The sequence below is a fragment of the Streptoalloteichus hindustanus genome (assembly GCF_900129375.1).
Lineage (GTDB): Bacteria > Actinomycetota > Actinomycetes > Mycobacteriales > Pseudonocardiaceae > Streptoalloteichus > Streptoalloteichus hindustanus.
Window position 1 is genome coordinate 448,368 of sequence record NZ_FQVN01000006.1, and the last position, 17,793, is coordinate 466,160.

Genomic DNA, 17,793 nt, shown 5'->3' on the forward strand with positions numbered 1-17,793 from the left:
AGAGTCACTGCCATGAGCACCCCGCGCCTGACCGACCGTCGGCCGGAGGTCGGCGCGGACGAGCTGGTCGCGGCGATGACCCCGCCCCCCCGGTTCGACGCGGTGCGCTTCGGGACGTATCTCCCGAACCCGGACGAGCCGAGCCAGGCCGCCGCCGTGGTGGCGTGCCGGGGGTTCGCCGAGCGGGTCGGCGCGGGGCGGCCCCGGAAGTCGTGGGTGCGCTCACTGTTCGGCGGCGGCTCGGACGCGGCGGCGGCCGGCCGGCCCGGCCTGTACCTGGACGGCGGGTTCGGCGTGGGCAAGACCCACCTGCTGGCCTCGATCTGGCACGCGGCGCCCGGCCCGAAGTCCTACGGCACCTTCGTGGAGCTGACCCACCTCGTCGGCGCGCTGGGCTTCGCCGAGGCCGTGCGCCGCCTCTCGGCGCACCGGCTGCTGGCCATCGACGAGTTCGAGCTGGACGACCCGGGCGACACCATGCTGGTCACCCGGCTGCTGAGCGAGCTGACCTCGGCCGGGGTCCACGTGGCAGCCACCTCCAACACGCTGCCGGACAAGCTGGGGGAGGGGCGGTTCGCCGCCGACGACTTCCTCCGCGAGATCCACGCCATGTCCGCGCGGTTCGACGTGGTGCGGGTCGACGGCCCGGACTACCGGCACCGCGGCCTGCCCGACGCGCCCGACCCGCTCACCGACGACGAGCTGACCCGGCGGGCGGCCACCGTGCCCGGCGCGACCCTGGACGACTTCGACGAGCTGTGCGCGCACCTCGGCCGGCTCCACCCGTCCCGGTACGGGCGGCTGGTCGAGGGCGTGAGCGCGGTGCACCTGCGCGGTGTGCACGCCGCGCCGGACCAGGACGTCGCGTTGCGTCTGGTGGCCCTGGCGGACCGGCTCTACGACAGCGCCGTCCCGGTCGCCGTCTCCGGCGCTCCGCTGTCGGAGCTGTTCACCGACGAGATGCTCCGGGGCGGCTACCGGAAGAAGTACCTGCGCGCCGTGTCCAGGCTCGTCGCGTTGTCCCGGGACGCGGTCCGGGCCTGACCGACGGGTCGTCCGCGCCGCGTGACACCGGTCCAGAACCGGGGTTCGGTGGTCGGTGCGCTGAGTCGCTTTTCGTTGGCGTTCAGAGGAATCCGGGTGATGTCGCGTCCGGGCGTGGCTACTCTCGGCTTCGAGGGGAGTATTCCTTCTCGGTGGTGTCGTCAGCACGGCCGTCCGCACGACGGCTCGGCGCCGCCGGCCAACCGTGGCGGGAGAGACCTCGCGGAAACAGTCGTTCCGCCGAGGAGGTCACGTCATGGGCCTGGTCTCCGCCGTCTCCTGGACGGCGTTCGTCGTGTTGCTCAGCCTGTCCTGCGTCCGCGGGATCACCGTCGTGCTCGCCCTGGTGATCGCGCTGCGCAGGACGTCGCCCGCCCAGCGGCCGGCGATCCTGCGCGCGTTGGCCGAGCTGATGCGCGCCCACCACCGGCAGCGCCGGGCCGCCCGGCGCCGGCGCGAGTCCGGGGACAGGGCAGAGACTGTCCACAGTGGACAGGAGTGAGCGGTCGGGCCGGGTGGGACCGGGCGACGGCCGGTCGGACCCCGGTCGGTCAGACCCCGGTGAGGGCGGGCAGCCGCCCGTCCTTCACCGCGCGGGCCAGCTCGGCGTGGTCCTGCTCGGTCTGGTCGGCGTACCGGACGGCGAACCGCCCCACGGCATCGTCCAACGCGCTGTGGTCGTCCTCCTCGCCGCAGTAGCCGGCGAGCACCCGCGGGTCGATCGAGCGGGCGTGCGCGCGGGCCAGCAACGCGCCGGCGAGCCGGCCGTAGTCGTCGAGGCGGCCCCCGTTCAGGCGCGTGGGGTCGATGTCGCCCTTCTTGTTGCGGAACTGCCGCACCAGGAACGGGCGGCCGTCCACCGTCGTCCAGCCCAGGAGGACGTCGGTCTCGGTCTGCACCAGCCGCGTGCCCTCGACGACGCGCCGGCCGTCGTGCTCGGCCGGCGGCGAGCCGAGGTACGGCGCGAGCGCGGAGGGGCGGGACTCCTTGAGCTGCAACACCAACGCCTCGTCGCCGTTGCCGTGCAGCAGCGCCACGTAGCTGCGCAGGCCGACGCTGCCGGTGCCGACGACCCGGAACGCCACGTCGGACAGCGTGTATCGGGTGATCAGGTTGCGCCGCGACTCCCGCAACGTCTCGACGTAGCCGACCAGGCCCCGCGCCACTGCCCCGGCCGTCGCGGCGTCGACGTGCGTGAGCACCGGCGGGTTCTCGACGAACCGCCAGGTGGCGTGGTCGACCTGGCGGGTCCACTTCGCGGCGACCTTCGCGCTGGTGTTCTTGCGCGCCTTGTCCGACGCCCTGGTGAAGTCGTCCAGCAGCGCGTGGGCCCGCGCCCGGCTGATCACCCGCTTGTCGGGCGGCGCGGTCCAGGACTCCAGGAACGGCTGCTCCGCGAGGTGGGCGACCACCAGCCGGTAGGAGCGGACGGCGTCCTCGGCGGCGTCCTGGCAGCCCCGCTCGGAGACCCCGCCGACCCGGCCGGCCAGCACCAGGCTGGCCGCCAGCCGCTTGAGGTCCCACTCCCACGGCCCGACCAGGGTCTCGTCGAAGTCGTTGACGTCCATGACGATCGTGCCGTCGGTGGCGCCGTAGAGCCCGAAGTTCGCCGCGTGCGCGTCGCCGCAGATCTGCGCGGACAGCCCGCTGACCGGCCCGCCGACCAGGTCGGCCGCCATCAGGCCGGCGGCGCCCCGGTAGAAGGCGAAGGGCGAGGCGAGCATCCGGCCGATGCGCAGGGGCACGAGGTGGTTGAGCCGACCCTCGTTGCTCGCGGTGACGTAGTCCAGCACCGCCGGCCGGTTCGGCCCGAGCGCCGGGTGGTCGTGGGCCGCGTGGGGCGCGACGTCGCGCAGGGCCATGCCCTGGGCGCGCACCGTCGCCGGATCACGCCAGCCGTCCAGAAGCCGTCCGCTGTCCCCCCTGCGCACGATCACCATCTTGCCGTGCTGTCACCCGTTCGTATTTCACCGGGTGGCGGTCACCCGAACGGCGGCGTCGACTGGGAGGTGTCACGGGGGACCCGAGCCGACCCGACCGGACGGAGGGCGCGATGACGCGGATGACGGGGGAGATCTCGGAGCGGATGCGCCAGTGCATCGACACGTGCGACGAGTGCCACCGGGTGTGCGAGCAGACCATCGACCACGCGCTGCGGCAGGGGGGCGCGATGGTCGAGCGGGGCGTGATGTCCACGTTGATGGACTGCGCGGACATCTGCCGGCTCAGCGCCGACATGATGATGCGGCAGTCGCCGATGGCCAACACGGTCTGCATGATCTGCGCGGAGGTCTGCCGCGCCTGCGCGGACGCGTGTTCCCGGTTCGACGACGACGCGACGCGGGCCTGCGCGGAGGCCTGCCACCGCTGCGCCGAGTCGTGCACGGAGATGGCCGGAATGCGGATGTGAGCGGAGGCGGAGCGGGCGCGCGCTACCGCTCGAAGCGATCGGTCGACGGGGTCGGGAGTCCACCCGACCCCGTCGACCGGGGAGTGACCGCGCCGCGCCGACGCCTCAGGCGCCGACGACCTCGGCGATGGCGTCGACGCCCCGGTCCAGCTCCTCGCGGGTGATCACCAGCGGCGGCGCGACCCGCAGCGTCGTGTCGTGCGTCTCCTTGCACAGCACGCCGAGCTCGGCCAGCGCCTCGGAGGCCACCCGGCCGTTCGGGCCGCCCGGCGCGATCTCCACGCCGGCCCACAGACCGCGGCCGCGCACCTCGGCGACGCCGTGCCCGACGAGCTCGCCCAGCCGGGAGTGCAGGTGCGCGCCCAGCTCGCGGGACCGCTCCTGGAACTCCCCGGTGGCCAGCAGCCGCACCACCGCGCGGCCGACCGCGCAGGCCAGCGGGTTGCCGCCGAAGGTGGAGCCGTGCTCGCCGGGGCGCAGCACGCCGAGGACGTCCCGGCGGCCGACGACGGCGGAGACCGGCATGATCCCGCCGCCCAGCGCCTTGCCCAGCGTGTACAGGTCGGCCCGCACGCCCTCGTGGTCCAGCGCCAGCAGGTCGCCGGTCCGGGCCAGGCCCGACTGGATCTCGTCGGCGATCAGCAGGACGTTGTTGTCGTCGCAGATCCGGCGCACGGCCCGCAGGTAGCCCAGCGGCGGGACGACGACGCCGGCCTCGCCCTGGATCGGCTCGACGAGCACCGCGGCGGTGTGCTCGTCGATCGCCGCCTCCAGGTCGTGCACGTCGCCGTACTTGACCACCGTGAAGCCCGGCGTGAACGGGCCGAAGTCCGCGCGCGCCGTGCTGTCGGTGGAGAAGGACACGATCGTCGTGGTGCGGCCGTGGAAGTTCGAGCCGGCGACCACGATCCGCGCGGCGTCCTCGGGCACGCCCTTGACGCGGTAGGCCCACTTCCGGGCCACCTTGATCGCCGACTCCACCGCCTCGGCGCCGGAGTTCATCGGCAGCACCAGCTCGGTGCCGGTCAGCTCGGCCAGCTCCTGGCAGAACAGGCCCATCTGGTCGTGGTGGAAGGCCCGGCTGGTCAGCGTCACGCGGTTGAGCTGCTCCACCGCGGCCGCGACCAGCTCCGGGTGCCGGTGCCCGAAGTTGAGCGCGGAGTAGCCGGACAGGAAGTCGAGGTACCGACGCCCGGCGACGTCGGTCACCCAGGCGCCCTCGGCGTGCGCGATGACGACGGGCAGCGGGTGGTAGTTGTGCGTGCTCCACTGCTCGTCGAGCGCGACGTACTCGGCCGCCGTCGAGGGCGCGCCGGTGGCGGGACGGTCGTCGGTCACGGTCATGCGGCAAGGCTAAGGGCGGTCCGCCTACGGAATCATCGGTCAGGCGTTGCTTGTGCCCGCAGATCGTTGCGTAATTGACCCGATAGTGCGTGATCTGTTGTGGAAGCGGCGGGTTTGGCGGCGAACCGCTACCCTCGCGCGAATGGGCGGCGGCGACTCCCGCGCCGAGGTGCTCGACCTGTTGCGAGCGCGCCCGGACCAGGCGGAACCGGCCGTCTGGGACCCGCGCGCCACACCGGTCGGCCCGCGGACCAAGGCCGAGGCGCGCCAGCGGATGGCGGGGCTCGCCACGCGGCTGCGCCAGCTCCAGGAGGCCCTGTACGCCGAGGGCGCGCACGGCGGTCGCCGCCGGGTGCTGGTGGTGTTGCAGGGCATGGACACCGCGGGCAAGGGCGGCACCATCCGGCACGTCGCCGGGCTGGTCAACCCGCAGGGGCTGCACATCGCGTCCTTCGGCCCGCCGACGCCCGAGGAGCTGCGGCACCACTTCCTGTGGCGCGTCCGCCGGCAGGTGCCCCCGCCGGGGCGCATCGGCGTGTTCGACCGCTCGCACTACGAGGACGTGCTGGTCGCGCGGGTCGAGAACCTGGTGCCGGAGCGGGTGTGGCGGGGCCGGTACGCCGAGATCAACCGGTTCGAGGCCGGCCTGGTCGACCAGGGCGTCACGTTCCTCAAGTGCTTCCTGCACCTCTCGCGCGAGGAGCAGTGCGCGCGCCTGCTGGCCCGGCTCGACCGGCCCACCAAGCGGTGGAAGTACCGACCGGAGGACGTCGTGACCCGGGAGACGTGGGACGCGTACCAGCGCGCCTACGCGGACGTCCTCCTGCACTGCTCCACCGCGGCGGCGCCCTGGTACGTGGTTCCCGCGGACCGGAAGTGGTACCGGAACTGGGTGGTCGCCCGGTTGCTGACAGCCGTCCTGACCGAGGTGGCGCCGAGCTTCCCCGAGCCGGACTTCGACGTGGCCGCGGAGCGCGCCCGGCTCATGGCCGTCGGCTGCGCCCCGGCCGGAGAGGGCCGGACGGACGCCGCGAACCCGTAACACGGACGGGGGACAGCGGGCGCCGAACTTGGCATGATGAAGATCATGACGCGTGCCTACCTCGGCTCCTACACGACCGGGGACGCCCGGGGGACCGGGCTCTCCCTGCTCACCGCCGACCCGGCGAGCGGTCAGCTGACGCTGGACGGCGGCGTCGACGTCGGGCCGGACCCGACGTTCCTGGCCCTCTCGCCCGGCGGGGACGTGCTCTACGCCGTCAACCAGCAGGACCAGGGGAAGGTCGTCGCGGTGCGGCTGACCGGGGACCGGCCCGCCGTCATCAACTCCCAGTCCAGCCTGGGCGCGAGTCCCTGCCACGTGAGCGCGCACCCCGACGGCGGGCACGTGTTCGCGGGGAACTACCGCAGCGGCAGCGTGGTCGTGCACCCGGTGCGGCCCGACGGCGGACTGGCGGAGCCCTCGGACTCGGCCCGGCACACCGGCTCCGGCCCGGACCCGGACCGGCAGGAGGGGCCGCACGTGCACCAGGTGCTGGCCGACCCGAGCGGGAACTGGGTGCTCGCGGTCGACCTCGGGACCGACTCGGTGGTCGGCTACGGCTTCGACCGCGCCGCCGGGCGGATCGGCCGGCACGGCGTCACCGCGTTCCGCCCGCGCTCCGGGCCCCGGCACCTGGCGTTCCACCCGGACGGCCGGACCGCCTACGTGGTGGGCGAGCTGGACTCCACGATCACGGTCTGCGCCTGGGACGCGGAGCGGGGGCAGCTGTCCCCGGGCCAGGTGGTGTCGACGCTGCCGCCCGGCTGGACCGGGACCAACTACCCCTCCGAGATCGTCCTGTCCGCCGACGGGCGGTTCTGCTACGCCGCGAACCGCGGCCACGACAGCGTCGCGGTCCTGGCCGTGGAGGAGCAGGGCCGCCGGCTCCGCCTGCTCTGGGCGACGCCGACCGGCGGCGCGTGGCCGTGGCACATCGCGATCGACCCGGCGGGCAACCACCTGTACGCGTCGAACTGGCGGGGGCACAGCGTCACCCGCTTCCGGGTGGACGAGAGCACCGGAGCGCTGCTGCCCGGACAGGACGTGCTGGCCACCGGTTCACCCGTCTGCCTGGTGTTCGGCTAGGGCGATTACCGCAAGCTTCCGAGCAGACACGGTGCGTGGTAGCTATGAGCTGGATCACACCCCTGCTCGGAGGTTGCCATGCGACCAGCTCGTCCCGTCCTCCGTGTCCTGACCACCGTCCTGCTCAGCCTCGTCACCGGCGGCGCCGCCGTCCTGGGGGCCTCACCCGTCCTCGCCGACGTCTCGGTCGACTACGTCGCGCTCGGTGACTCCTACTCCTCCGGGGTGGGCACGAGGTCCTACGACAACGACAGCGGGAACTGCCTGCGCGGCCCGAAGGCGTACCCGGCCCTGTGGAGCGCCAGCCGCGCGCCGGCGTCGTTCCGGTTCGCCGCCTGCTCCGGCGCGACCACCGCCGAGGTGAAGGCGAACCAGCTCGGGGCGCTGAGCTCGGGCACGGACCTGGTGACGGTGTCGGTCGGCGGCAACGACGCCGGGTTCGCCGACCGGGTCACCACCTGCCAGCTCGGCACCGACGCCGAGTGCGACCAGACGGTCGACGAGGCCGAGGAGTACATGGAGAACGAGCTGCCCGCCCGCCTGGACAGCACCTACTCGCGGATCCGGCGCGCGGCGCCGAAGGCGAAGGTCCTCGTGGTCGGCTACCCCCGGCTGTTCGAACTCGGGTCGTGCCCGGTGTTCGGGGCGCTCAGCGAGCCCAAGCGGGCCCGGCTGAACCAGGCGGCCGACCGCATGGCCGCGGTCACCTCGGCCAGGGCGAAGGCCGCCGGCTTCACCTTCGTGGACGTGCGGCAGCGGTTCGCCGGGCACGGCGTGTGCTCGCGGACGCCGTGGGTCAACGGGTTGAGCTGGCCGATCGCCGAGTCCTACCACCCGAACGCGGACGGGCACGCCAAGGGCTACCTGCCCGCGCTGGAGGGCGTGACCAAGTCGGCGGCGAGCGCGCGCCGGTGACGGGGCCGGCGAGCCCGTCCGACCCGGCCCGTCCGGCCCGGCCTGACACCTGGCCTGGCTGACCTGGCCCGCCGCCGTGTCCCGCCGGTCGCCCGGATCGCCCGATCGCCGCGACGGCCTCCGCTGTCGCGGCGATCACCCTGTTATGGGCTGTTCGGATGAGTCACGCCCGTGGATCGTGCGGCAGGTTCTCAGGAGGGCGCGCAGGCGTCCGCGAGCGGTCTCTCCTCCCTCCGCGCGCGGGCGCCGACCGGTGTGGGCGCCCGCGACGGAACGGCACGAGGGGAGTCCTCGCATGGTCGGTGGCTCGGTTCGATTACGGCTTCTGGTGGCCGGGGTGACGGCGGTGGGCGCGGTGACGCTCATGGCTCCGGCGGGCGCCTCGGCCCCGCCGCCCGCCCCGGCGCCGCTGGGGCACGAGGTCAGGGAGGTCTTCGCTCCCGACGGCACGATCACCCGCGTCCGGGTGCCGAAGCGGCAGCGGACCACCAAGGAGCTGGGCGAGGTGCGGGCCGAGGTGGTGCCGATCCAGCGCACGGGCCCGTCCTCCCAGCGGCTGGACCTCGTCTTCGTTGGCGACGGCTACACCGAGGCCGACCTCCCGCTCTACCACCAGCACGTGGTCGAGCGGTGGCGGCAGCTCAGCGAGGTGGAGCCGTTCCGGACCCTGAAGGACCGCTTCAACGTCTGGCAGGTCAACGTGATCTCCCGGGAGTCCGGGGTGGACAACGACCCGCAGCGGGGCGTGAACCGGGACACCGCCATGGACATGGGGTTCTGGTGCGAGGGCATGGAGCGGCTGCTCTGCGTGGACGAGGCCGCGGCCGAGCGGTACGCCGCCGCCGCGCCCGAGGTGGACCACGTGGTGGCGCTGGGCAACTCGACGAAGTACGGCGGGGCGGGCGGCCGGGTGGCCACCTCCTCCGGCGGCAACGAGCAGGCGGGGCAGATCGTGCCGCACGAGCTCGGCCACTCCCTCGGCGGGCTGGCCGACGAGTACGACTACCCCGACGACCTGTACACCGGGCCGGAGCCGGGCGCGCCGAACGTGTCGGTGCACGACGCCGGGGCGTTGGCGGCCCGGCGCCTGAAGTGGCACCGCTGGATCGGCACGCCCTCGCCCGACGGCGGGGTGGTGGCCGCCTACGAGGGCGCGCACTACCACAAGCGGGGCGTCTACCGACCGACCCAGAACTCGCTGATGCGCTCGCTGGGCAGGGCGTTCAACCTGCCCAGCCGCGAGGTGATGACCGAGGCGATCCTCCGGAGGGCGGCCCACGGGTCGTCGGACGCGGGGAGGACGGCGCCGCGCTGACCGCCGTCCGCCGGCCCGTCCCCGTCGCGTCCCTCCGGGGTGGAGGTGGTGGCGGGGATGGACTGGGACGACTGGCACCGCGTCGAGTACCTCCGGCACGGGCGGGGCGGGTTCCTCCTCCTGTACGCGCAACGCCTCAACGACTCGGGGTTCCACCTCGGTCGCCGGGGCGGCCACGACCCGGCGCCGGACTACGCGAAGCTGGTCGCCGACGAGTGGTTCGAGCGGGCGGGCCGTCCGCCGGGTGAGCGGTGGCGGGTCCGGGTGTGGCGGGTGCCGAACGCCGCCCGGGCCCGCCTCGTCTGCGAGATCGAGGTGCTGACCAGGGGCGCGGGCCGCCCGACGTGCCTGCTGTCGGTGCTGCCGCCACCTGGCCGTGCCGTCCTGTGACCCGGTCGGCGTCACCTCGCGCGTTGGCGTCCGTTGTTTGTCCCCTCGCGCTCCGGAATGTCTTTCCGGATGCTTCCGTTCTCTTGTTCCCAGTGAATTGACGCGGCTTGGTCGCGCATTTCTGCGCGGGTGACCGACCAAGTGAGCCGTCCTTCGGCTTGACGGGCGCGGGTCACGTGTGATCTCAAAAATGCCCTGGTCAGGGCCTGCTGAGAGCAGGGTGTGCGAGGGGTGTCAACCGGCTGGGGTGGAAATTAACGAACGCCAACTCCTATGTGCGCTGTTTCGGTTTCCGCCGGTACTGTCGCCGGCGGTCACTTTCGCGGCGGGAATCGGTGAAAAGGCGTCTTGCGGCGCTCGCGTTCGCTGCCGTCGGTGAAGTGGCTGACCGGGAAGAGCGGGGAACCGAGAGTGGAGGAACGGATGACGATCCTGGTGACTGGCGCGACGGGGAACGTGGGCCGGCACGTCGTCAACCAGCTCGTGGCGGCCGGCGAGGCGGTGCGGGCGCTGACGAGGAGGCCGGAGCGGACCGGGCTGCCCGCCGGCGTCGAGGTGGTGGCGGGCGACCTGCGCCGGCCGGAGACGGTGTCGCCGGCCGTGGCCGGGGTGGACCGGATGTACCTGTTCCCAGTTCCTGAGACGGCCGGCGAGGTGGTCGAGCTGGCCGTCCAGGCGGGAGTGCGCCGGATCGTGGTGCTCTCCTCGTCGTCCACCGTGGACCGGCGGAGCACCAACTGGGCCGCGGGGGAGGAGCACCTCGCGGTCGAGCGGGCGGTCGAGGCCGCGGACGTCGAGTGGACGTTCGTCCGGCCCGGCGCCTTCGCCGCCAACACACTGGAGTGGGCGCCGGCCATCCGCGCCGAGGGGGTGGTCCGCGCGCCGCACGGCGCCGGTCGCCAGGCGATGGTCCACGAGGCGGACATCGCCGAGGTGGCCACGACGGCGTTGCTGCGCGACGGCCACGCGGGCGCGAAGTACCTGCTGACCGGCCCCGAGGCGATCTCGCGCGTCGACCAGGCGCGTGCGATCGGCGCGGCGATCGGGCGGTCGGTCCGGTTCGAGGAGATCTCCCCGGAGCGGTACCGGGAGCTGGTGGGCGTGTACCTGGGTGACGAGGTCGTGGACATGCTCCTCGGCTACTGGGCGGACGCGGAGCGCACGCCGGACCCGGTGCTGCCGACGGTCGAGGAGGTCCTCGGCCGCCCGGCGCGCACCTTCGCCCGGTGGGCCGAGGACAACGCCGCGTCCTTCGCCTGACCGCTCTCGGCGTCGCTCGGTGTCGCTGGGCGCGCCATGGTCCCGTACCGCCCGGTTCGGGCGGTACGGGACACCCTGTCCGAGAAGTGCGTTCCCGAGGAGTAGGACGTTCACCCGAAAGAGTGATCTGGACGGTTTAGGGTGCGGGGCATGGTGTCCCTCGGTCGGCTCTCGATGCCCGACTTCGAGCTCGTGCTGCTCGGCGTGCACACGCTGAGCGTCAGCGACGTGCACTGTCGCTGAGCGCTACGCACGCACACCTCTTTCTTTCCCCTTTCCTGCGCTGACCACGTGACGTCCGTGGTCGTCCCGGGCTCGTTCGCACGCCCGTGCAGCACCCACTGGTGACGGTCGCCGCCGCTCGGCGGCGGTGCGCCGTCCCCTGCTTCCAGGAGCGATCGTCGTGAAGAGAAAACTCGTCCTGCTCTCGGTGGCCGCCGTCGCCGGCTCGCTGAGCGTGGCGTGCGGGGGTGGCGGCGCCACGGCCTCGGGCGCCTTCGACCCCGCCACCTGCCAGGGGGGCACGCTCACCGTGCTCAACCAGCGCGACCAGACCCACCTGGACCCGGCGCGGCTCTACACCTCCGGCGGCGGCAACATCCCGTCGCTGCTGTTCCGGACGCTGACCACCCGGACCAGGGCCGGCGGCCAGGAGGGCACCAAGGTCGCGCCGGACCTGGCCACCAACACCGGTGAGCCCAGCGACGACGCGAAGACCTGGACCTACCACCTGCGGGACGGGCTGAAGTTCGACGACGGCAGCCCGATCACCGCGCAGGACGTCAAGTACGGCATCGAGCGCAGCTTCTCGCCCGAGCTGCCCGGCGGCGCGCCCTACCTGCGCGACTGGCTGGTCGGCGCGGCCGACTACAAGGGCGTCTACGCCCAGCCCGAGGGCATCGCGGCGATCGAGACGCCCGACGAGAGGACCATCGTCTTCCGGCTGCGCAAGCCGCAGGGCGACTTCCCCTACCTGGCGACCGCGACGCAGTTCTCCCCGGTGCCCAAGGCCAAGGACACCGGGACCAACTACGAGAACAAGCCGGTCTCCAGCGGTCCGTACCGGATCGAGAAGTACGAGAAGAACAAGGACCTGCTGCTCGTGCGCAACGAGCACTGGTCCCGGTCGGTCGACCCGAACCGGCTCGGCTGCCCGGACCGGATCGAGATCCACTCCGGGCTGAACGCGGCCGTGATCAACCAGCGGATCGCCGGCGGCGCCGGGGCCGACGCCAACGCGGTCACCACCGACACCCAGCTCGGCCCGGACGAGCTGGCCCGGCTCGACGGCGACCCCGAGCTGGCCAAGCGCGTGGCGAAGGGCAACTTCCCCTACACCTGGTACCTGTCCTTCAACACGACGAAGGCGCCGTTCGACAACCCCAAGGTGCGGCAGGCGTTCACCCACGCGGTGAACCGCCAGGCCGTCGTCAACGCCGCCGGCGGCAGCTCGCTGGCCTACCCGGCCACCACCTTCCTGCCCGAGCAGGAGTCGATGGGCTTCCGGAAGTACGACTTCTACCCGGCGGGCGCGACCGGCGACCCGGAGAAGGCGAAGCAGTTGCTGGCCGAGGCCGGCTTCCCGAACGGCGTCGAGGTGACGCTGGCCCACTCGACGCACAGCGGCGAGGGCGACGGGCCCGAGGTCGCCGCGGCGCTCCAGGACGCCTACAAGCGGGCCGGCATCACGGTGCGGCTGCAGGGCATCGACTCCGCCTCGTACTCGACCACGATCGCGAACCCGGCCACCCAGCCCCAGATCGCGATCTCCGGCTGGGGCGCCGACTGGCCGTCGGGCGGCCCGTTCCTCACCCCGGTCTTCGACGGCAGGCAGATCCTCGCCAGCGGCGGCAACTTCAACCTCGCGCACCACGACGACCCGGCGATCAACGCCGAGATCGACGAGATCACCCGGATCACCGACCCGAAGCAGGCCGCCAAGCGGTGGGGCGAGCTGGACGAGAAGCTCGGCCAGAAGGCGCTGGTGGTGACCCTGTTCCACGGCAAGGACGCCGCGCTGACCGGCAAGAACGTGAAGAACGCGTTCGTCAGCGACTGGACCGGCAAGTACGACCTGACGGCGCTGTCGGTCAAGTGACGCGCTCCGACCGCCCGGCCAGGGGGACGACCCCGGGCCGGGCGGTCGGCCGAGGGGAGGAGGCGATCGCGGTGGGCGCGCAGGTCGGGACGGCGCAGGTCGGGACGGCGGGGGTCGGGACGACGGAGGCAGGGCCGCCGCCGGTGCGGTCGGCACGGGCCGTCTGGCGTCGGGTGGTGGCGGATCGGCCGGCCGTGTTCGGCATGGTGTTCGCGGGGCTGGCGGTCCTCGTGGCGTTGGCCGCCCCGCTGCTGACCATGCTGGAGGGGCAGGACCCGGTCACCTTCCACCCCGAGTTGGTGGACTCCGCGCGGGGCGGCGTGCCGCTCGGCTCGTTCGGCGGCGTCAGCGCCGACCACTGGCTGGGGGTGGAGCCGCAGACCGGCAGGGACCTGTTCGCGCGGACCGTGTACGGGGCGCGGATCTCGCTGCTGGTCGCGGTGGGCGCCGCGGTCGTGCAGGTGGGGCTCGGCGTGCTGCTCGGGCTGGCCGCCGGCCTCGGCGGGCGCTGGCTGGACAACGCGCTGGGCCGGCTGACCGACCTGGTGATCGCCTTCCCCTCGTTGATCTTCTCGGTGGCGCTGCTGGCCATCGTGCCCGACTCGTTCCCCCGGCCCCTGCTGCTCATGCTGATCATGGGGATGTTCGGGTGGGGCGGCACCGCCCGGATCGTGCGGGGTCAGGTGCTGAGCCTGCGCTCCCGGGACCACGTCGCCGCCGCCCGGCTGGCCGGCGCGACCCCGACCAGGGTGGCCTTCAGGGAGATCCTGCCCGGGGTCGTCGCGCCGGTGCTGTCCTACGCGGCGATCCTGTTGCCCAGCAACATGATCTCCGAGGCCGGTCTGTCCTTCCTCGGCGTCGGCGTCCGACCGCCGACGCCCTCGTGGGGGCAGATGCTGTCCAAGGCGACGACCTGGTTCCGCGGCGACCCGCTGTACGTGCTCGTGCCCGCGACCCTGTTGTTCCTCACCGTGTTGTCGTTCAGCCTGCTCGCCGACGGGCTGCGCACCGCGCTGGACCCGCGCGCCACCGGCGTGGCGCGCAGGGCGGAGTGAACCGTGCTGCCCTACCTGACCCGCCGCGTCGTCGGCGCGGCCCTCGTGCTGCTCGCGTTGTCCGTCGTGGTCTTCGCGATCTTCTACCTGCTGCCCGGCGACCCGGCGCAGCTCGTCTGCGGGATCAAGACCTGCTCGGCGGACCGGCTGGCCCTCGTCCGGCAGAAGCTCGGCCTCGACCAGCCGGTGGCCGTGCAGTACTGGCAGTTCCTCACCGGCCTCGTGGTGGGGCGGGACGTCAGCGCGGGGCCGAACGTGTTCCACTGCCCCGCGCCGTGCCTCGGGTTCTCGTTCCAGACCGACGAGCCGGTGCTCGCGCTCATCGCCGACCGGCTGCCCGTCTCGCTGTCGCTGACGGCCGGCGCGATGGTGCTGTGGCTGTCCATCGGGGTCGGCGGCGGCGTGCTCTCCGCGCTGCGCCGCGGCCGGTTCATCGACCGCGCCACCACCGTCTTCGTCCTGGGCGGCATGTCCATCCCGGTGTTCATCTCCGGGCTGTTGCTGCTCATGGTGTTCTGCGTCTGGCTGCAGTGGTTGCCGTTCCCGAGCTACGTGTCGCTGGCGAGCGATCCCGCCGGGTGGGCGCGGAGCCTGGTGTTGCCGTGGTTCGCCCTGGCGCTGGTGGAGGCGGCCAAGTACGCCCGGCTCACCAGGACCTCGATGCTGGAGACGTTGTCCGAGGACCACATCCGCACGGCGCGCGCGTACGGCCTGCGGGAGCGCAGGGTGATCGGCCGGCACGCGCTGCGCGGGGCGCTGACCCCGCTGGCGACCATGTTGGCCGTCGACGTCGGCGGGGTGCTCACCAGCGCCTCGCTCACCGAGACGCTGTTCGGCCTGCCCGGCCTCGGGCAGCTCCTGGTGCAGTCGGTCAACACGCTCGACCTGCCGGTCGTAGTGGGGCTGGTGCTGCTCGCCGGCTTCGCCATCGTCGTCGGCAACGTGGTCGCGGACCTGGTGTACGCGGTGCTGGACCGGAGGGTGAGCCTGACATGAGCGCGTCCCAACCCGTTCTCCTCCCCGGCGACTCCGCGGGGGACCGTCCCGCCAACAACGCCGCCGACGCCGCCGCTGTCGACCCGGCGCGGCCGGTGGTCGCGGTCGAGGACCTGCGGATCGCCTTCCCCGGCGACACCGGCGAGGTCGTCGCCGTCGACGGCCTGTCGTTCGCGCTGCGGCCGGGCGCGGCGCTCGGTCTGGTCGGCGAGTCCGGCTCGGGCAAGAGCGCGACCGCCCTGGCGCTGCTCGGCCTGCACCGGGGTTCCGGGGCCAGGGTCAGCGGCCGGATCGAGGTGGCCGGCGTCGACCTGACGACGGCCGACGCCGAGGAGGTGCGGCGGCTCCGGGGCCGGCGGATCGCGATGATCTTCCAGGACCCGCTGTCGGCGCTGGACCCCTACTACTCCGTCGGCGACCAGATCGCCGAGGTCTGCCGGGTGCACACCGGGGTGGACCGCCGGGCCGCGTGGGCCAGGGCGGTGACGGTGCTGGACCGGGTCGGCATCCCGTCGGCCGAGCGCAGGGCCAGGTCGCACCCGCACGAGTTCTCCGGCGGCATGCGGCAGCGGGCCATGATCGCGATGGCCCTGGCCTGCGAGCCCGACGTGCTCGTCGCCGACGAGCCCACGACCGCGCTGGACGTCACGGTGCAGGCGCAGATCCTCGACCTGCTGCACGAGCTGCGCACCGACGCGGGCATGGCGCTGCTCCTGGTCACCCACGACCTCGGGGTGGCGGCTGGCAACGTCGACGACGTGCTGGTGATGCACGCCGGCGTCGCGGTGGAGCGCGGCCCGGTCGACCGGGTGCTGTCCGCGCCGACCGAGCCCTACACCCGGGAGCTGGTCTCCGCCGTCCCCCGGATCGAGACGACCCGGAAGTCCGTTGTGGAGTCCTCCGGAGTGTCCACAGTGGTCGCAACTTCCGCGGTGCCTGAAGTGTCCACATCGGACAGTTCCACCGCCGGCGAGCCGCTGATGCGGATCACCGACGTGCGCAAGCACTTCCGGCAGCGCGGGTGGCTCATCGGCCGCCGGGAGCCGGTGCGGGCCGTCGACGGCGTGAGCCTGGACATCCGGCGCGGGGAGACCCTGGGCGTCGTCGGGGAGAGCGGCTCGGGCAAGACGACGCTCGCGCGGATGATGGTCCGGCTGCTCGACCCCACCTCGGGCACGATCCACTTCGACGGCCACGACCTCGCGTCGCTGCCCGAGCGCCGCCTCCGCCCGCTGCGGCGGGACCTCCAGATGGTGTTCCAGGACCCCGCGTCCTCGCTCAACCCGCGGCGCACCGTCGGCGAGAGCATCGGCGACCCGTTGCGGGTCCACGGCGTCGACGAGCCCGAGATCCGGCGGGCGGTGGCGGAGATGATGGAGCGGGTCGGGCTCGACCCGGACCGGCGGGACCGCTACCCACACGAGTTCTCCGGCGGGCAGCGGCAACGCGTCGGGATCGCCCGCGCGCTCGTGCTGCGGCCCCGGCTCCTGGTCTGCGACGAGCCGGTCTCCGCGCTGGACGTCTCCACCCAGAGCCGGATCGTGCGCCTGCTGGCCGACCTGCGCGGGGAGTTCGACCTCACCCTGGTGTTCGTGGCGCACGACCTGGCCCTCGTCCGGCAGGTCAGCGACCGGGTCGCGGTGATGCGGTCGGGGGAGCTGGTGGAGCTGGCCGAGTCCGACGCGCTCTACGACAACCCCACGCACCCCTACACCCGCGACCTGCTCGCCGCGGTGCCCCGCCTTGACCCGGAGGAGGCGCGCCGGCAACGGGCCGTCCGCAGGGCGGCCCTGGCGGAGGCGGGCTGACGCCGAGGGGCGGGTGGGCGGCACGCCGGCCGGGCCCGGCTCGCTAGGCTGGGACGACAGTGGAGCGGCGCCCGGACGAGCCCGGACGCGCCCGCGCCGTGGCCGTCCCGGCCGGCGTGCCGTCACCGAGCGGAGAGGACCCCGTGATGCCGCACCCGGCCCCCGGACCGGCCGACGCCGAGGACCCCCGGCTGGCGGAGGTCATGGCGGCGGTGCGGTCGAGCCGGCGCTACCAGAGCGTCGCGCCCGAGACCGTGCGCCGGCTCGCCGCGAACGCCCTCGTGGCCAGCCGGGGCGACCTCGCGGAGGCGGTCAAGCGCACCAAGCGCAGCCTGCACGAGGTCTTCGGCGCCTACCTGCCCAGCCCGCCCAAGTACGACGCGCTGCTGCGCCAGCTCCGGGACGCGGTCGACGCCGGCGACGACGAGGCCGTCCGGGCCGTGCTGCACCGCGCGATGTCCACGCACGCCTCCACCCGCGAGCGGCTGCCCATCCTGGAGGAGTTCTACCGGGAGGTCTTCGCCCGGCTCGACGCCCCGACCAGCGTGCGCGACCTGGCGTGCGGGATGAACCCGTTGGCCGCGCCCTGGATGCCCGGCTCGGACGCGTTCACCTACCACGCCTCGGACATCGACACCCGGCTCACGGAGTTCCTCGCCGCGGCCCTGGAGACGCTCGGCGTCGCCCACGACGTGCGGGTGCGCGACCTGATGACCGGGGTGGGCGAGGTGGCCACCGACGTCACCCTGCTGCTCAAGACCCTGCCCTGCATCGAGGCGCAGGGCAGGGGGCAGGGGTGGGACCTGATCGACGCGATCCGGTCGCCGGTGGTCGTGGTGAGTTTCCCGACGAAGTCCCTCGGCCAGCGTTCCAAGGGGATGTTCAACACCTACTCGGCGAATTTCGGCGCCTGGTTGGAGAACCGGCCGCACGACGTCGAGCAGGTCGAATTCAGGAACGAACTCGTCTATTTCGTGCGGAAGAACGCCTGACAATCCCGGGGCACCCGTCGGCCGGCGCGCCGCCGGGC

At 73.3% G+C, this 17,793-nt stretch carries 16 protein-coding genes; 14 read left to right on the forward strand and 2 right to left on the reverse strand.

The features are described from left to right. Positions 1-12 precede the first annotated feature (12 nt). Both zapE and BUE43_RS20880 read left to right on the forward strand, forming a co-directional pair. On the forward strand, positions 13-1,044 hold the full coding sequence (zapE, locus tag BUE43_RS20875; RefSeq protein WP_073485751.1) for a cell division protein ZapE: 1,032 nt from the start codon (positions 13-15) through the stop codon (positions 1,042-1,044). 256 nt (positions 1,045-1,300) lie between these two features. Continuing rightward, entirely contained in the window at positions 1,301-1,546 is a 246-nt protein-coding gene (locus BUE43_RS20880; RefSeq protein WP_073485753.1) for a hypothetical protein, read from the forward strand. Between the two features lie 49 nt (positions 1,547-1,595). Here the strand turns inward: BUE43_RS20880 and BUE43_RS20885 are convergent, their stop codons facing one another. Further along, on the reverse strand, positions 1,596-2,906 hold the full coding sequence (locus BUE43_RS20885; RefSeq protein WP_234995835.1) for a DUF2252 domain-containing protein: 1,311 nt from the start codon (positions 2,904-2,906) through the stop codon (positions 1,596-1,598). 191 nt (positions 2,907-3,097) lie between these two features. Between BUE43_RS20885 and BUE43_RS20890 the strand changes: the two genes are divergently transcribed. Then, positions 3,098-3,454: a four-helix bundle copper-binding protein gene (locus BUE43_RS20890; RefSeq protein ID WP_073485755.1), complete on the forward strand. Its 357-nt coding sequence runs from the start codon at positions 3,098-3,100 to the stop codon at positions 3,452-3,454. Positions 3,455-3,559: 105 nt separating this feature from the next. On the opposite strand, the gene rocD is transcribed toward BUE43_RS20890, so the two are convergent. Next, entirely contained in the window at positions 3,560-4,798 is a 1,239-nt protein-coding gene (gene rocD / locus BUE43_RS20895) for an ornithine--oxo-acid transaminase (RefSeq protein ID WP_073485757.1), read from the reverse strand. A gap of 142 nt (positions 4,799-4,940) precedes the next feature. Here rocD and BUE43_RS20900 point away from each other — a divergent pair, with 142 nt between their 5' ends. The 11 genes from BUE43_RS20900 (at position 4,941) to BUE43_RS20950 (ending at position 17,755) form a co-directional block, all read left to right on the forward strand. Next, complete coding sequence (locus BUE43_RS20900) at positions 4,941-5,840, forward strand: PPK2 family polyphosphate kinase (protein ID WP_073485759.1); 900 nt, start codon at positions 4,941-4,943, stop codon at positions 5,838-5,840. A 45-nt stretch (positions 5,841-5,885) separates the two neighbouring features. Next, a complete protein-coding gene (locus tag BUE43_RS20905; protein WP_234995818.1) occupies positions 5,886-6,926 on the forward strand; it encodes a lactonase family protein in 1,041 nt (346 codons plus the stop codon). A gap of 78 nt (positions 6,927-7,004) precedes the next feature. Continuing rightward, complete coding sequence (locus BUE43_RS20910; RefSeq protein ID WP_073485763.1) at positions 7,005-7,841, forward strand: SGNH/GDSL hydrolase family protein; 837 nt, start codon at positions 7,005-7,007, stop codon at positions 7,839-7,841. Between the two features lie 295 nt (positions 7,842-8,136). Next, complete coding sequence (locus BUE43_RS20915; RefSeq protein WP_073485765.1) at positions 8,137-9,156, forward strand: M64 family metallopeptidase; 1,020 nt, start codon at positions 8,137-8,139, stop codon at positions 9,154-9,156. A gap of 57 nt (positions 9,157-9,213) precedes the next feature. Further along, positions 9,214-9,546: a hypothetical protein gene (locus tag BUE43_RS20920; protein ID WP_073485767.1), complete on the forward strand. Its 333-nt coding sequence runs from the start codon at positions 9,214-9,216 to the stop codon at positions 9,544-9,546. 423 nt (positions 9,547-9,969) lie between these two features. Then, positions 9,970-10,806, forward strand: a complete 837-nt coding sequence (locus BUE43_RS20925) for an NAD(P)H-binding protein (protein WP_073485769.1) — start codon at positions 9,970-9,972, stop codon at positions 10,804-10,806. Between the two features lie 403 nt (positions 10,807-11,209). Further along, a complete protein-coding gene (locus BUE43_RS20930; RefSeq protein WP_143174275.1) occupies positions 11,210-12,904 on the forward strand; it encodes an ABC transporter substrate-binding protein in 1,695 nt (564 codons plus the stop codon). Continuing rightward, positions 12,901-13,959 carry an ABC transporter permease gene (locus BUE43_RS20935; RefSeq protein WP_234995819.1) on the forward strand — a complete coding sequence of 353 codons (1,059 nt, stop codon included), beginning with the start codon at positions 12,901-12,903 and terminating at the stop codon, positions 13,957-13,959. Before BUE43_RS20930 ends, BUE43_RS20935 begins: the two co-directional genes overlap by 4 nt. Before the next feature lie 3 nt (positions 13,960-13,962). Beyond that, positions 13,963-14,955: an ABC transporter permease gene (locus BUE43_RS20940; protein ID WP_073485771.1), complete on the forward strand. Its 993-nt coding sequence runs from the start codon at positions 13,963-13,965 to the stop codon at positions 14,953-14,955. Further along, positions 14,952-16,763 carry an ABC transporter ATP-binding protein gene (locus BUE43_RS20945; RefSeq protein WP_083959882.1) on the forward strand — a complete coding sequence of 604 codons (1,812 nt, stop codon included), beginning with the start codon at positions 14,952-14,954 and terminating at the stop codon, positions 16,761-16,763. Before BUE43_RS20940 ends, BUE43_RS20945 begins: the two co-directional genes overlap by 4 nt. Positions 16,764-16,909: 146 nt before the next feature. After that, positions 16,910-17,755 carry a class I SAM-dependent methyltransferase gene (locus BUE43_RS20950; RefSeq protein WP_073486171.1) on the forward strand — a complete coding sequence of 282 codons (846 nt, stop codon included), beginning with the start codon at positions 16,910-16,912 and terminating at the stop codon, positions 17,753-17,755. Positions 17,756-17,793: the final 38 nt, after the last annotated feature.

Coding starts and splice junctions, on each gene's coding strand:
- zapE (WP_073485751.1), top strand. CDS start 13: ATGAGCACCCCGCGCCTGACCGACCGTCGGCCGGAGGTCGGCGCGGAC.
- BUE43_RS20880 (WP_073485753.1), top strand. CDS start 1,301: ATGGGCCTGGTCTCCGCCGTCTCCTGGACGGCGTTCGTCGTGTTGCTC.
- BUE43_RS20885 (WP_234995835.1), bottom strand. CDS start 2,906: ATGGCCCTGCGCGACGTCGCGCCCCACGCGGCCCACGACCACCCGGCG.
- BUE43_RS20890 (WP_073485755.1), top strand. CDS start 3,098: ATGACGCGGATGACGGGGGAGATCTCGGAGCGGATGCGCCAGTGCATC.
- rocD (WP_073485757.1), bottom strand. CDS start 4,798: ATGACCGTGACCGACGACCGTCCCGCCACCGGCGCGCCCTCGACGGCG.
- BUE43_RS20900 (WP_073485759.1), top strand. CDS start 4,941: ATGGGCGGCGGCGACTCCCGCGCCGAGGTGCTCGACCTGTTGCGAGCG.
- BUE43_RS20905 (WP_234995818.1), top strand. CDS start 5,886: ATGACGCGTGCCTACCTCGGCTCCTACACGACCGGGGACGCCCGGGGG.
- BUE43_RS20910 (WP_073485763.1), top strand. CDS start 7,005: ATGCGACCAGCTCGTCCCGTCCTCCGTGTCCTGACCACCGTCCTGCTC.
- BUE43_RS20915 (WP_073485765.1), top strand. CDS start 8,137: ATGGTCGGTGGCTCGGTTCGATTACGGCTTCTGGTGGCCGGGGTGACG.
- BUE43_RS20920 (WP_073485767.1), top strand. CDS start 9,214: ATGGACTGGGACGACTGGCACCGCGTCGAGTACCTCCGGCACGGGCGG.
- BUE43_RS20925 (WP_073485769.1), top strand. CDS start 9,970: ATGACGATCCTGGTGACTGGCGCGACGGGGAACGTGGGCCGGCACGTC.
- BUE43_RS20945 (WP_083959882.1), top strand. CDS start 14,952: ATGAGCGCGTCCCAACCCGTTCTCCTCCCCGGCGACTCCGCGGGGGAC.
- BUE43_RS20950 (WP_073486171.1), top strand. CDS start 16,910: ATGCCGCACCCGGCCCCCGGACCGGCCGACGCCGAGGACCCCCGGCTG.